Here is a 13,131-nt window from a genome sequence, read left to right on the forward strand (position 1 = left end):
TCAGCTGCCTCCGAACCGGAACAAGGAGGCGGCGGTGCGCACGAGGATGCACATGTCCTGCCACAGCGACCAGGTCTCGATGTAGTGGTTGTCGAAGCGGGCGCGGTCCTCGATCGAGGTGTCGCCGCGCAGCCCGTTGACCTGGGCGAGGCCGGTGATGCCGACGGGCACGCGGTGGCGGGCCCGGTAGCCGGGGTAGGTCTGGCCGAACTGGGTGACGAAGTAGGGCCGTTCGGGCCGGGGGCCGACCATGCTCATGTCGCCGCGCAGCACGTTCCACAGCTGTGGCAGCTCGTCGAGGGAGGAGCGTCGCAGCAGGCTGCCCACCGGACTCATCCGGCGGTCGAGAGCGACGCTCCAGCGGGTGGCCGACTCGTGCGCGTCGGCCGGTCGCAGGGTGCGGAACTTGAGCAGGACGAACGGCCGCCCGTGCAGTCCGACGCGTTCCTGACGGAACAGGACGCCCGGCCCGTCGGAGAGCCGGACGGCGAGCGCGCAGACCGCGAGCACGGGTGCGGCGAGGACCAGGAAGACGGCGGCCAGTACGACGTCCAGGGCCCGCTTGCCCATCAGCGCGGCCGTCTTCGGCGGCGCCGCCATGGGACGTACGGCGAACCCCCACAGGTGGTCGGCCCCCGCCGACGCGCCCGGCCCCGCGGAGTCCGCGGCCGGGCCCTCGACGGCCCAGAGGCGGCAGCCGAGTCCGGTGAGGAGCGCGGCCAGTGCCTGCGGGTCCACCTCGCCCTCGTGCGGCCTCAGGAAGATGGCGTGCCGCACGTCGGCCTGCACGACCGCCCGGCTGACGTCCTCCGCGGTGGTGAGCACGGGCAGGGTGCGGAGGTCCGCCGACGGGTTCTCGGGCGGCCCGACCCGGCCCACCGGCCGCATGCCGTACTCGGCGCGCTCGTACAGGGCCGCGGTGAGGCGCTCGGCGGCGGGTCCGCCGCCGACGACGAGCGTCGACTGGGGGTTGCGGGCGGCGCGCCGGCGGTTCAGCCGGTAGGCGCCGGCCCGCCCTCCGCAGAGCAGCAGGGCCTGGAGGGCCGCCGCCGCGCAGACCGCCGACCATCCGCCGGGTTCGCCCCCGGAGCCGTACGCGGCGAGCGCCTCGGTGGTGACGAGCCACTGGAGCAGCGCGAGACCGAGGAGCGCGGGCAGTTCGGCGAGCGCGGCCGGGGAGAGCCGCGGACGGTAGAGGCCGCAGTGGGCGAGCAGCAGCAGCTGTGCGCACACCAGCGGGACGATCGACCACCAGGGCCGGACGGTGCCGGGGGCCAGCAGCAGGGCCGCCGCGAGGGCGACCGCGTCGCTGGTGAGCAGGACCGCGAGGTGCCTGTTCCCGCGGGCGGCGTTTCCGGCGGGGGCGGCAGGACCGCGCCGCGGGGTTCTGCGGGGCGCGTGCAGCAGCATCGAGCTGGGGACGGCCTCGCGCGGGGACGCCTGCGGCGCGGGCGCGCTCTCTGTCGTCATTACGGGGTGCACTCCCTCGTTGCGGGCCGGGGCGAGCCGAGGACTTCCCTGTAGAGGTCGAGGACTGCCGCAGCGGTGGTGCGTACGTCGTGTGCGGCGCGGGCGTGGCTCCGGGCCCGCCGTCCCAGGGACTCCCGCAGGGCCGGGTCGGACAGGAGCGCGGTGAGTGCGCTCTCCAGCGCCGCGGGCTCCTGCGGCGGTACGAGGCAGTGGGCGCCGTCGCCGGGCGGCAGGCTCTCCCGCGCGCCGCTGACGTCGCTCACCACGACGGGTGTGCCGCAGGCCATGGCTTCGAGGGGGGCCAGCGCCATGCCCTCCCAGCGCGAGGGGAGGACGGCGACGTCGGCCGCGCGCAGCCAGGCCCGGGTGTCCTCGACCGCGCCGGTGAACAGCACCCCGGGCGGGGCCAGGTGACGCAGTCGCTCCCCCTCGGGGCCGTCGCCCACCAGAACGAGCCGTGCGCCCGGAATGGCCCGGAGGACCCCGGGCCAGGCCCGCAGCAGGACGTCCTGTCCCTTCTGCCGGCACAGCCGGCCCACGCAGACGACCAGGGGGGCGTCGCCCGGCAGCCCGTCGAGCGGCGGCACCTGCGCGCGGACCCCGGTGCGGTCCGGTGCGCTGTCGGCGGCGAACCGGTCGAGGTCGATGCCGTTGCGGATCACCGACCAGCGGGCGGCGATCCCCGCTTCCTCCCCGGCGCGCCGTTCGGCTTCGCTGACGCACAGGATCCTGGTGCTCCAGCGGGCCGCGTGGCGCTCCCAGGTACGGGCCAGGCCGGCGGGACGTCCCTCCATCGCGTCGAACGACCAGGCGTGCGGCTGGAAGACGGTCGGGATCCGGCCGCGTACCGCGAGCCGGCCTGCCAGCCCGGCCTTGGCGCTGTGCGCGTGCAGGACGTCGGGGTCGCTCTGTCGGATCAGCCGGGCGGCGCTCGCCACCTCGGAGGGGAGCGCGGGGCCGGGGGCGCGTCCGGCGGCCCAGGGGAGCACTTCCGCTCCGGCCTCGGCCGCCTGTCCGGCGAGGGGGCCGCCGGGCGGGCAGGCCACGAGCGCGCGCACCCCTCTGCCGGTCTGGGATCTGACGAGGTCGACGACCATCCGGGCGACTCCGCCGTCCACCGGCTGCACCAGGTGAAGGACCGTCAGCAGTCGCTTCCCGGGACGGCTCTGCCTCACGGGTGGCTCCCTTCGTGCGTGGAAGTTGATCAGGCGCGGACATCGGAACGGGCGGCCCGGCCGCAAAGGGGCCTGTGGACCGCGTGCGTGCACAGCGGCTGCGGGCTCGTACCGCTCGGGAGCGCCGCGCGTGGGGCGCGGGCGTTCCGGCGGGCCCGGGGAGCGGCGGGAGGGGTGTTGCGTGCACCTGAGGGCCGTGCGCGTGAGCGCTAGGCCGGCGGTCGGTGTGCGGCGAGAACTGCCCGGCGGTCCCGGGCACTGCCCCGGACCGGGCGAACCGCCTTCATATGCAGAATCGAACGGACCGGATCGGCGTTTCCCTCGTGCCGGACGAAGCAGCGCTCATCGACTTCTGCACGCGTCGCACTCCGCATTCCGTAGGACAAAAAGAGAAGTGCACCGTCTCAGACGGCCGATACAAGCCACAGCAGGCGCGCGTGCGCACACAGACGAAATTCTCCTTGCACCCATTCGGCGGGGCGCCCGCACAGCCGGGCGAACAGCCCCGGACGGCCGAGGAGTCAGGACTCTTAACGCTCGAATGGCCCCTTCGCGTACGCCGCCCGTGACACCTCACCCGAAAGAGCGCACCTGGGACGGCCACCGCACCGGCCTTGCTACCCTTCGATTTCTTTCCCTCACCCAGCGTCACCAGAGGAGTGCGTGTGCGGATCGCGTGCGTCGGCGGAGGGCCCGCCAGCCTGTACTTCGCGATCCTGATGAAGCGTCAGGACCCGGCCCACGACGTGACCGTGTACGAACGCGACCCGGCCGGCGCCACGTACGGGTGGGGCGTGACCTACTGGGACGGACTGCTCGACCAGCTCCGTGCCTGCGATCCGGAGAGCGCCGAGAGCCTCCGGGCCGCCTCGGTGCGCTGGCACGGCGGCATCGCGCACGTCGGGGACCGCACCACCGCCCACGACGGCGACTCCGGGTACGGCATCGGCCGCCACCGCATGCTGGCCGTCCTCGCCGCGCGCGCCGCCGCACTCGGCGTACGTGTCGTCCACGCACACCCCTGGCCGGCCCACGGGCCGCTTCCGGACGCCGATCTCGTCGTGGCGGGCGACGGCGTCCACAGCGCAGTGCGCGCACGTTTCGCCCGGCACTTCCGCCCGACGACCGTCGCCGGCCGCAACACCTACCTCTGGCTCGGCACGACCAGACGGTTCGACGCGTTCACCTTCGGCTTCGTGGAGACGCCGCACGGCTGGATCTGGTGCTACGCCTACGGGTACGAGGAGAACCGCAGCACCTTCCTCGTGGAGTGCTCGCCGGAGACCCACCGGGGTCTGGGACTCGACGCGATCGACGAGGCCGGGACGCTGGCGGTCCTGACCCGGCTCTTCGCCCGGCCGTTGCGGGGCCATCCCCTCATCGGCCCGGCGGGCTCCGACGGACATGCCCGCTGGCAGACCTTCCGCACCCTGACCAACGAGCGGTGGCACCAGGACCACGTCGTCCTCCTCGGCGACGCCGCCCACACCACCCACTACTCGATCGGTGCGGGAACCACACTCGCCATCGAGGACGCCCGCACGCTCGCCGCCGCACTGCGCGACGAGTCCGCCACCGCCACCGCGCTGCGGCGCTACGAACGCCAACGCAAGGCAGCGCTGCTCCCCGCACAGAGCGCAGCGCACTACAGCGCCCAGTGGTACGAGAACCTGCCCCGCTACCTCCGGCTGCCGCCCGCGCACATGTTCGCCCTGCTCGGCCAGCGCCACTCCCCCCTGCTGCCCCACCTGCCGCCCCGGCTCTACTACCGGCTCGACCGCGCCACGGATCTCCCGACCCTCCGCACCCTGAAACGCCGGCTCGCACCGCACCTCGCCCGCCTCACGCACGGCCCCGACCGACGGCCGGACGAGCCGCGGGCGCTGCCGGATCCGCCCAGGGTCGGCGCCGCCCCGCCCCGGCGGTGATCCGGCGTCGCCGTCCTCGCCGGACGCCCGCGGGACGGGGGCGGGGCGCCCGGGACGGGCGCGTCCGCACCACTGCCGCGAAGCGCGGCAACGCGCCTCGTCCGTGCCGTCGAGTCCCCCTGGCGTCCTGCGTCGCCACGCTCCGTGGGGACGGGTTGACTTCCCGCCTCTAGTGCATATTCACTAGTGACCAACTGATGCCCTCGCACTATGAGGTAGCAATGGCACACCTGACAACGAGCGGCCCGTCCACAGGAAGGGCACATGGGTCCGTGCCGCGTCGGCACGCGTCGCACGCGAGCACGGAGAAGGGCGGGACGCCGTGACCGTTCGCCCGTTCACGTCGCATGCCGCCGTGCACGCGGGCGTCGCCCGCGTGACTCTCGCCGGCGAACTCGACCTGGACACCGCCTTCCACGTCCGGGACAACGTGGCGGCCTGCCTGGCGGAGCAGCCGACGGAGATCCGGCTCGACCTGACCGGCGTCTCGTTCTGCGACTGCTCCGGGATGAACGCGTTGCTCGCGGCACGCAGTTGCGCCCTGCGGGCGGGCGTCGGCCTGCGCGTCGAGGGGATCGGGACGCAGCTCGCCCGGCTGCTCTCCCTGATCGGGGCCGACGGCGTCCTCACCGGGCGGGCGTCCTCCGCGACGGCGGTGCCCGCTCCGTGCGCCGCGGAGGCGGACACCCGTCGCCCCGAGGTGGCGATGGCTGTCGTCGACGCGCCGACGCGGAGCCTTCCGGCATGATCGTGCAGTCCGCCACCTGCAAGGATGCACAGATGCCCGCACCCTCTCCGCACAGTCGTCCGGTCCGAGTCCTGTTGGTGGAGGACCACGACATGGTGGCCGAGGCCATCTGCCTCGCCCTGGAGCGATCACCCGATCTCCGGGTCGTGGGCCGTGCGGGGTCGGTGGCGTCGGCCCTGGCCGACGCGCGGCGGACCGCACCCGATGTCGTCCTGATGGACCGGCGGCTGCCCGACGGCGACGGAATCGCCGCCATCGCCGACCTGCTGGCTCTCGTGCCGAACGCCCGCGTACTGGTCCTGGCGGGCGAGGGGAGCGGGTCGGTGGCGGCGCGCGTCGCGGAGGCGGGCGGAGCCGGCCTGATGCTCAAGGCCCGCGGACTGAAGGAACTGGAGGACGCCGTCCGCCGCGTGGCCGAGGGCGAGTTGGTGTTCAGTCAGGACCTGCTCGGCGACGTGCTGGGCCGGCTGACCGGCAGGGCACCGCGCCCCGGTGCGAACCTGACGCCACGGGAGCGCGAGACCCTCGCCCTCCTGGGGCAGGGCCGCAGCACCGCGGAGATCAGCGAACAGCTGGGAGTCGCCCTCAACACCGGGCGCAACCACGTCCAGCGGGTGCTGGAGAAGCTGGGAGCGCGCTCGCAGCTGGAAGCCGTGACCATCGCACGACGTGAGGGACTCCTCGCGTGACGCAGGAACCGCGGCAGCAGAAGCGGGCGCGCAAACAGGCCGCTCCGATGTCGGAGGCGGCGTTCACCCTGCTCGTCCAGGGCGTGCTGGACTACGGCATCTTCATGCTCGACCCGCAGGGTCACATCATCAGCTGGAACGCGGGGGCGGAGCGGATCAAGGGGTACAGCGCGGAGGACATCCTCGGGCAGCACTTCTCGGTGTTCTACCCGCCCGAGGACCAGGCGTCGGGCAAGCCGCAGTGGGAGCTGGAGACCGCCGTGGCCGAAGGCCGACTGGAGGACGAGGGCTGGCGCGTACGCCAGGACGGCTCCCGGTTCTGGGCCAACGTGGTCATCACCGCGCTGTGGGACGACAAGGGCGTACTCCAGGGGTTCGGGAAGGTCACCCGTGACATGTCCGAACGCCGGGCGGCACAGCACGCCCTGCACGAGCGACGGCGGTTGTTCGACCACCTGGTCCAGGCGCAGGAGACGGAACGGCGCCGCATCGCCTGGGACGTACACGACGACTCCATCCAGGCCATGGTCGCCGTCGGGATGCGGCTGGAGTTGCTGGCGGACCGGGCGCCGGAGACGTACTCCGCGGAACTCCGGCGGCTCGACGCGTCGGTCCGCGAGGCGATCGGCCGGCTGCGCAGCCTGACCTTCCGGCTGCATCCGCCGGGGATCGACAGGCACGGTCTGGCCGACGGGCTGTCGAGTCACCTGGAGGACGTCGTGAGCTCCTCCTGGGGGATGCCCTACTCGTTCGAGCACCGGCTGGACCGCGAACCCGCGCCCGAGACGGCCGTCACCATCTTCCGCATCGTGCAGGAAGCACTGTTGAACGTGCACAAGCACGCCCGTGCGAGCAGAGTCGACGTCCGGATCCAGTCCGCCGACGGCGGCATCGTGACGCGCGTCGTGGACGACGGAACCGGCGCGCCGATCTCCCAGGACATCGGCCGCGATCACTTCGGGGTCATCGAGATGCGGGAGAGGGCCGAGACGGCGGGCGGCTGGTGGTCCATGCACAGCCGGCCCGGCAAGGGCACGACCGTCGAGTTCTGGGTGCCGAACCCGCTGCCCCTTTCGGACGAGGAGACCGCCGGACCGGAGATTTCGGCCAGGGAGCGCTACGGGACGGGGTCCTCGACGCCAGGACACTGCACGACCGGACCTGCACCGACGGGTCCCGCACCGACGGGGCCCTGTCCGACGGATGCCTCAGCGAAGGGGACTTGTGGGCCGGAGCCCGCTGTGACGAAGCCCTCCGTGACGGGGCCCGCCGTGACGGGTTCCCCCATGACGGGCTCCCCCGTGACGGGCTCCCCCGTGGCGAGGTCCTCCGTCACGGGGCCTCCCGCGGGCGGGCTCTGCGTCCCGGAGCCGAAGGACGACACCGCGTGACCGCCGGACCGCCGGACGGCTCCCCCCGCTCCCCCGACGCCGCCCCTCCCGCGTTCAGCGTGCTCCTCTGCGACGACAACGTGCTGCTCCTGGAGACCCTGCGCGAGGTCGTCGAGGCCCAGCCCGACCTGGAGGTCGCGGGCACCGCACGCGACGGCGAGCAGGCGTTGCGGCTGGCACGCCGCCATCGACCGGACCTCGTGATCCTGGACGTCCGTTTCCCCGGCGGCGGCCCCGCCCTCGCCGCGGACCTCGCACACTGGTCGCCGACCACGCGCATCGTGGCGTTCTCCGCGTACGACGACAAGGCATCCATCGAGCAGATGAAGAACGCGGGCGTCTTCGCGTACGTACTCAAGGGCGCGAGCAATCGGGAACTCCTCGCGGCCCTGCGCCGGGCGGCACGATCCCGGTGAGTCCCGCCCAGCGGATCGAGCCCCCGGCGGCGGCGTGACGGCGGTGCGGCCTGCGGGCCGGTTCCGCACGGTGGTGGGCGCGTTCGTGCGCACGCCGCGACGCGTGCGCGCCGACCGTACGGGCCGGACGGCGGGTGTCCGGGCGTGCTGCCGGTCCGCCGCGGCGAGGTCAGGGCAGGTCGAGCCGCTGGGCCACCCGTCGGTAGAGGGCCTCGTGCCCGGCGTCGTTGGGGTGGTAGCCGTCCGTGGTGTAACCGCCGAAGGCCGGCCGACCGGCCGGAAGGCGGTGGGCGACGTGGTCGTAGAGGTCGGCGCAGCGGACGTGGATCCCGCCGTTCTCCGCGCAGCACTCGCCGATGATCTCGTCCCAGGAGTCCACCCGGGAGACGGGCTGCGCGGAGCCGTTCCCGGTCCAGGTGAGGGCGCGGTCCCCCCACACGCCGAGGGCGACCACGACCGCGTCGGGGTTGCCCGCGGCCACCGCGGTGAAGAGGGTCCGGGCGGCGGCACGGGTGTCGGCCGGGGAGTAGACGTAGGTGCCCTCGCGCCGCGCCAGGCAGTCGTTGCTGCCGAGACCGATGACGACCAGGTCGCACCCGAAGGGGACCGTGTCCACGGTCGCCAGGCACGTCACGCCCTGCGCGTCCCGGGAGGTCGCGCCGTTGACGCGGGTGACCGTCCAGGACTTCGCCAGCCTGGCCTGCAACAGGGCGGTCCACGGCCGCGCCCGGCTGGAGGCGAAGCTGCCGCGGCCGGTGATGCTGTCGCCGACGACTCCGAACGTGAGCGGCCGGCCCGGGGGCACCAGGGCGGGCGTGCGCGGGGCGGGTGCGCCCGCGGCGGCCGGGAGAACCGTGGCGGAGGCGGTGAGGGCAGCGGCGGTGAGCAGTCCTCGGCGGTCCAGGATCATCGGGCGGTCCTCGCGGGGAGGACGGCTCCGGCGGTCCCGGTACGGCCGGACGGCCGAGCGTGAGGAAGACCTGACAAGGCGTTGCCCTTCGGGACGGGAGACGGAACAGGAAGCGGAATCGTCTTCCTCCACGTTCCCCACGTCCACGTTCCGGCCAATCGGCTCCTCAGCCGTACGAGTGGGGCGATTGCGCCGAATCGCCGTGTTCCGTGCGTCAGGTGCGGCCGGTGAGGTGGGCGAAGACGACGACGTTGCCCAGGTATCGCCGCGCCTTCTCGTCGTAGCCGCCGCCGCAGGTGATCAGTCGTAGCTGCGGTGTGTCCGAAGGGCCGTAGACCTTGCTGTCGGGGAAGGCGTCGACCGGGTACACCTCGACGGCGTCCACGGTGAACACGGCGGTGGTTCCGTCCGTACGCGGGACGCGGACCGTGTCGCCCTTCGCCAGCGAACCCAGTCCGTAGAACACGGCGGGTCCCTGGGCGGTGTCGACGTGTCCGGCCAGCACCGAGGTGCCGACGGCGCCGGGAGACGTGCCGTCCTGGTACCAGCCGGCGAGGTTCTGGTCGGTGTCCGGGGGCGAGGCGAGCCGCCCGTCCCCGTCCAGGGCGAGGCCGATGAGCGGGGCGTCGACGTTCAGCTTCGGGATCACGACGCGCGACGGGGCGACGGCGGGAAGCGGGCGGACGGCGGGGGCGGGGGCCGCGCGTCGCGTTCCGGCGTCGAATGCCTGGGCGGCGCCCGGTTGGGGTGGTGGAGCGGCCGGGCCCCCGTCGCTGAGCGCGGTCAGACCCCAGTAGGCGAGGACGAGCGCCAGCGCGGTACGGGCGGCTCGGTCCACTCGCTGTCGGAAACCGGGCGGAGAGTCCACGCGAGTCCTGCTCTCGTACGGAGGCGGCGGGAAACGGTCCGGCCGGTGCACGCCTCGGGAGCGGGCACCGGCCGGGGCCGGGAACAGCGCCGGGGTCAGCCCTGGCCGTGGTTGCGGCGGCGGGCCATCAGCAGCACGCCCGCGGCGAGGGCTCCGGCCACGCCGACGCCGATGGCGACCTCCGTGCCGCTGTTGTCGCTGGTAGTGCCGACACCGGTGTGCATGGCACCCCTGGGGTGCTTCTCCGCGGGCCGGGTCGGGTTCATGACCGTGTCGCCGCAGATGCGCTGGGCTTCGGAGGCCAGCATGTTGGCGTTCTGCTCGGCCTCGTCGACCTGCTGCTTCAGCGACTTGTCACCGGCTTCGTACTGCTTCTTGGCCGCTTCGTAGTCGTCCTCGGCCGCCAGCGCCTGGGACTGGGCGGTTTCGCAGCCGGAGGGGGCCGTCTGCGCGGCGTGCGCGGTGAGGGGGGCCGTGAGGAGAAGGGCGGTGCCGGCCAGGGCGGTGCCGGTGGCTATCTTCAGCGAACGCACGGAAGTGACCTCCAAGGAACCCGGGGCGGCACCTGTGCACCGCGGCGGGGGAACGGGCTCACCATGAGCAAACGGTCCACGGGTCGAACCTGCATCCCGAGGACCCGTCGGCCGGTGCCGCTCCGGGGCGCGGTGCCCCGTGGCACCGTCGAGAACGCGCTGGTCGCCACGGTTCCCGCAGCCGCGGACGCCCTGTTCGCCCTGCCCACGGGCCATGCCAAACGAGTGAGGCGGCGGCCCGGTCCGCTCGCGCACCGCGGTCCCCGGGGCGGGGCGGCGCGTTCTCCGGCAGCGGCGGGCCGCGCGGGAGGGCCGGGCGAAGGACGCACCGTGACCGGCCGACGGGCCGCGCGTTGGTAGGGCATGATCAAGAATCTGATGCGCACGTCGGCAGCCCTCGGCGTCGCCGCCTCCGCGCTCCTCACCGTCGCTCCCGCCCACGCCGCCCCGGCGGACACGCCCCGCACCGCCTCCCCCGCCGAGCGGAACGGGACCGACGAACTGGTGGACAAGACGGCCGTCCTCGCCCTGCACACCCTGGTCGGCGAACCCAACGACGAGGACGACGGCCTGGCCGGCGCCCTCCTCCCGCGCAAGGAGAACGGCGCGGGGCTGGACGTGTCGAACCTCAAGTAGCCGAAGGCGCGACGTCGTCGCGCACGTTCTCCGCCCAACTGATGGGCAGTCAACTCGCCGAATCACAGGGCAGGTTAGCCGCGGCGGGCACCTCGGTCCGCCGCGGCGGGAGCCCATGGGGGCGCCCTACCGGGGCCGGTCCGCCGGTGCGGTGCGGCCGTCGGTTCCGGCGGGGGTGGGTGCGGCGCCCGCCTGGGGGTCCAGGTCGCAGGTGCCGGAGGTGCTCGCCCCGTCCCGGCCCGTCAGACGCACCCGGACACGGCCGTCGCGGTCCTGGCTGTAAGCGGCCGTGCAGATCAGCTGGCGTACGGCCGTGGCGTCCAGTCCGCGGACGGCGAGGGGCAGGTCCACCACGAGGTCGCCGGAGCCGGAACCGCTTCCGGGACCGCTCGCGGAGGTGGCGACGGAGAAGCGGACCCGGACCGTTCCGGCCGTCACCCTGGGCAGGGCGGTGTCGAGTCCCGCGGCCCTGTCCGCCTGTCCGGGGCCGTTGAGCAGTGCGGAGATCACCTTCTCCGTGGTGGGGGGCCGGGCCGTGCCGCCGCCCTGCTGGTATCCGCCGCCGAATTCGCCCGTGGAAGTGACGGGCGTGAGCTGCCGGGTCACGGGGGCCAGGTCGCCGTGCGGCAGCCGGAAGAACAGCAGCGCCCCGTAGGCATCCGAGACGAAGTTCTGCACGTGGGCCGGACCGCCCGCCTCGATGACGTCGCTCTCCGGGATGCCGCAGCCGGTGAGCAGCAGCGCGGCCACCGGCCCGGCGGCGAGCGCCCGCCGGTGTACCCGCGCCTGCCTCACGCGCCGTCCTCTTTCCTGTGCAGCGGTATCTCGACAGTGAAGACGGCCCCTCCCCCTGGCCGGTTCCCGGCGCGGACCGTCCCCGCGTGCAGTCGGACGTTCTCCTGGGTGATCGCCAGTCCGAGCCCGCTGCCCGCCGAGCGGGTACGGGCGGCGTCGGCCTTGTAGAAGCGGTCGAAGATGTGCGGGAGCACGTCGGGCCGGATGCCGGGGCCGTTGTCGGCCACCTCGGTGATCAGCACGGCTTCGCCGTCGGCGGACGTCCCGGTGCTCAGCCGTACAGTGACGGGCGCGGCGCCGTGCCGCAGCGCGTTGCCGACGAGGTTGGCGACGACGATGTCGAAGCGGCGCGGGTCGAGCCGTACCCGGATGCCGTCGGGGAGTTCCGCGTGGACCCGGTCGTCCGTCCAGTGCCGGTTGCCGAGGGTCTTGCGGATGGCTTCGGCGGCGTCGAGTTCGTCGGTGTTCAGCTCGGCCGCGTGGGCGTCGAAGCGGGAGATCTCGATCAGGTCCTCCACCAGGACGGCGAGCTTTCCGGTCTCCGCGCTGATCAGCCTGACCGCGCGGGCGGTGTCGGGGTCCAGCTGGCCGGCGTCCTCGTCGAGGACTTCGGTGACGGCGAGCATGCCCGCGAGCGGGGTGCGCAGCTCGTGCGAGACGTCGGACGCGAAACGCCGGGCGCGTGCCTCGGCCCGGCGCAGTTCCTCGACGGAGTGTTCCAGGCTGCCGGCGGTCTCGTTGAAGGTGTGGGCGAGGTCGGCCAGTTCGTCGGTGCCGCGCACCGGGATGCGGGTGTCGAGCCTTCCGCTGCCCATGCTGTGGGCGGCCCGGCGCAGTTCCCGTACGGGGCGCAGCACGCTGCGGGCGGCGAGCAGGCCGGGGAGCAGCGCGATGGCGAGTCCGGGCACGGCGCCGTTGCGGGCGGCGGTCAGCAGTGCGTCGACGTTGGTCTGCTCGTCGTTCATCCGCATGACGGCGTACAGGATCAGCCCGGTGGGCAGCGTGCTCTGCGGGCCGGTCCTGAAGATCGTGGGCATGGCGATGGTCAGGTACGGGACGCCGTCCTTGACGACCCGCTCGAAGCTGCCGCGGGGGTTGGCCTGAGCGGCCCGGCGCAGCTGCGGGGAGATGACGGTGGAGACGGGGCTGGTGCCCGAGGAGACACGGATCGTGCCGTATTCGGCGAAGACGATCCACGGTCGCGGTTTGCCCCTGCGGGCGATGTCGCGCAGGATCTCCTCCGTTCCCTCGGCCTGTACGGGCAGCGCGAAGCTGGTCTGCCGGACGTGTTCGCGGAAGGTGGCGACGGCCGTGTCCTGCGCGGTTTGCAGCAGGGCGTTGCGGGCCTCGCGGTAGGTCAGTGCGGCCGTGGTGCCGGCGCTGACGGCGGCGACCAGCAGGAACGCCAGGATGAGGCGGGTACGCAGACCGAACGCCATGGTGCGGCGCAGCGGGCGTCGTTCCCGGGCGGCGGGGCGTTCTTCCCCGATGTGCCGCGCGCCGTCGGCCGGTGCGCGGCCGTCACCGGCCGGGGCGTGGGCGGGCCGGCCGTGCCCGTCGGCGAAACCGTGG

General features: G+C 73.6%; 13 protein-coding genes. 6 read left to right on the plus strand and 7 right to left on the minus strand.

The annotated features are described in order from the left end of the window. Together ACQPZG_RS01005 and ACQPZG_RS01010 are read right to left on the minus strand one after the other, a co-directional pair. Positions 1-1,470, minus strand: a complete 1,470-nt coding sequence (locus ACQPZG_RS01005) for a sugar transferase (RefSeq protein WP_433543832.1) — start codon at positions 1,468-1,470, stop codon at positions 1-3. After that, positions 1,470-2,645 carry a glycosyltransferase family 4 protein gene (locus ACQPZG_RS01010; protein WP_433543833.1) on the minus strand — a complete coding sequence of 392 codons (1,176 nt, stop codon included), beginning with the start codon at positions 2,643-2,645 and terminating at the stop codon, positions 1,470-1,472. Before ACQPZG_RS01010 ends, ACQPZG_RS01005 begins: the two co-directional genes overlap by 1 nt. Before the next feature lie 665 nt (positions 2,646-3,310). Between ACQPZG_RS01010 and ACQPZG_RS01015 the strand changes: the two genes are divergently transcribed. From ACQPZG_RS01015 to ACQPZG_RS01035, 5 genes are all read left to right on the plus strand, one after another. After that, complete coding sequence (locus ACQPZG_RS01015) at positions 3,311-4,573, plus strand: FAD-dependent monooxygenase (RefSeq protein ID WP_433543834.1); 1,263 nt, start codon at positions 3,311-3,313, stop codon at positions 4,571-4,573. Positions 4,574-4,895: 322 nt separating this feature from the next. Further along, positions 4,896-5,321 (plus strand): STAS domain-containing protein, encoded by a 426-nt coding sequence (locus tag ACQPZG_RS01020; protein ID WP_433543835.1) that lies wholly within the window; start codon positions 4,896-4,898, stop codon positions 5,319-5,321. A 32-nt stretch (positions 5,322-5,353) separates the two neighbouring features. Continuing rightward, positions 5,354-6,010: a response regulator transcription factor gene (locus ACQPZG_RS01025; RefSeq protein ID WP_433543836.1), complete on the plus strand. Its 657-nt coding sequence runs from the start codon at positions 5,354-5,356 to the stop codon at positions 6,008-6,010. Beyond that, on the plus strand, positions 6,007-7,401 hold the full coding sequence (locus tag ACQPZG_RS01030) for a PAS domain S-box protein (RefSeq protein ID WP_433543837.1): 1,395 nt from the start codon (positions 6,007-6,009) through the stop codon (positions 7,399-7,401). The genes ACQPZG_RS01025 and ACQPZG_RS01030 overlap by 4 nt, the downstream gene beginning before the upstream one ends. Next, on the plus strand, positions 7,398-7,817 hold the full coding sequence (locus ACQPZG_RS01035) for a response regulator (RefSeq protein ID WP_433543838.1): 420 nt from the start codon (positions 7,398-7,400) through the stop codon (positions 7,815-7,817). The genes ACQPZG_RS01030 and ACQPZG_RS01035 overlap by 4 nt, the downstream gene beginning before the upstream one ends. A gap of 169 nt (positions 7,818-7,986) precedes the next feature. On the opposite strand, the gene ACQPZG_RS01040 is transcribed toward ACQPZG_RS01035, so the two are convergent. The 3 genes from ACQPZG_RS01040 to ACQPZG_RS01050 all read right to left on the minus strand — a co-directional run bounded on the left by ACQPZG_RS01040 (position 7,987) and on the right by ACQPZG_RS01050 (position 10,128). Then, complete coding sequence (locus ACQPZG_RS01040; RefSeq protein ID WP_433543839.1) at positions 7,987-8,727, minus strand: SGNH/GDSL hydrolase family protein; 741 nt, start codon at positions 8,725-8,727, stop codon at positions 7,987-7,989. 214 nt (positions 8,728-8,941) lie between these two features. After that, a complete protein-coding gene (locus ACQPZG_RS01045) occupies positions 8,942-9,565 on the minus strand; it encodes a class F sortase (protein WP_433543840.1) in 624 nt (207 codons plus the stop codon). 125 nt (positions 9,566-9,690) lie between these two features. Further along, complete coding sequence (locus ACQPZG_RS01050) at positions 9,691-10,128, minus strand: hypothetical protein (RefSeq protein WP_433543841.1); 438 nt, start codon at positions 10,126-10,128, stop codon at positions 9,691-9,693. Positions 10,129-10,491: 363 nt separating this feature from the next. Between ACQPZG_RS01050 and ACQPZG_RS01055 the strand changes: the two genes are divergently transcribed. Further along, positions 10,492-10,764: a hypothetical protein gene (locus tag ACQPZG_RS01055; protein WP_433543842.1), complete on the plus strand. Its 273-nt coding sequence runs from the start codon at positions 10,492-10,494 to the stop codon at positions 10,762-10,764. A gap of 126 nt (positions 10,765-10,890) precedes the next feature. On the opposite strand, the gene ACQPZG_RS01060 is transcribed toward ACQPZG_RS01055, so the two are convergent. Both ACQPZG_RS01060 and ACQPZG_RS01065 read right to left on the minus strand, forming a co-directional pair. After that, positions 10,891-11,559, minus strand: coding sequence for a hypothetical protein (locus tag ACQPZG_RS01060; protein WP_433543843.1), 669 nt, complete (start codon positions 11,557-11,559; stop codon positions 10,891-10,893). Further along, complete coding sequence (locus ACQPZG_RS01065) at positions 11,556-12,998, minus strand: ATP-binding protein (protein WP_433544579.1); 1,443 nt, start codon at positions 12,996-12,998, stop codon at positions 11,556-11,558. The genes ACQPZG_RS01060 and ACQPZG_RS01065 overlap by 4 nt, the downstream gene beginning before the upstream one ends. Positions 12,999-13,131: the final 133 nt, after the last annotated feature.

Origin of the sequence: Streptomyces sp. CA-294286 (assembly GCF_050947155.1) — a bacterium.
Taxonomy (GTDB): domain Bacteria; phylum Actinomycetota; class Actinomycetes; order Streptomycetales; family Streptomycetaceae; genus Streptomyces.

Excerpts from the sequence above, each read along its gene's own strand:
- ACQPZG_RS01055 (WP_433543842.1), top strand. The coding sequence starts at position 10,492 with ATGATCAAGAATCTGATGCGCACGTCGGCAGCCCTCGGCGTCGCCGCC.
- ACQPZG_RS01005 (WP_433543832.1), bottom strand. The coding sequence starts at position 1,470 with ATGACGACAGAGAGCGCGCCCGCGCCGCAGGCGTCCCCGCGCGAGGCC.
- ACQPZG_RS01040 (WP_433543839.1), bottom strand. The coding sequence starts at position 8,727 with ATGATCCTGGACCGCCGAGGACTGCTCACCGCCGCTGCCCTCACCGCC.
- ACQPZG_RS01065 (WP_433544579.1), bottom strand. The coding sequence starts at position 12,998 with ATGGCGTTCGGTCTGCGTACCCGCCTCATCCTGGCGTTCCTGCTGGTC.
- ACQPZG_RS01025 (WP_433543836.1), top strand. The coding sequence starts at position 5,354 with ATGCCCGCACCCTCTCCGCACAGTCGTCCGGTCCGAGTCCTGTTGGTG.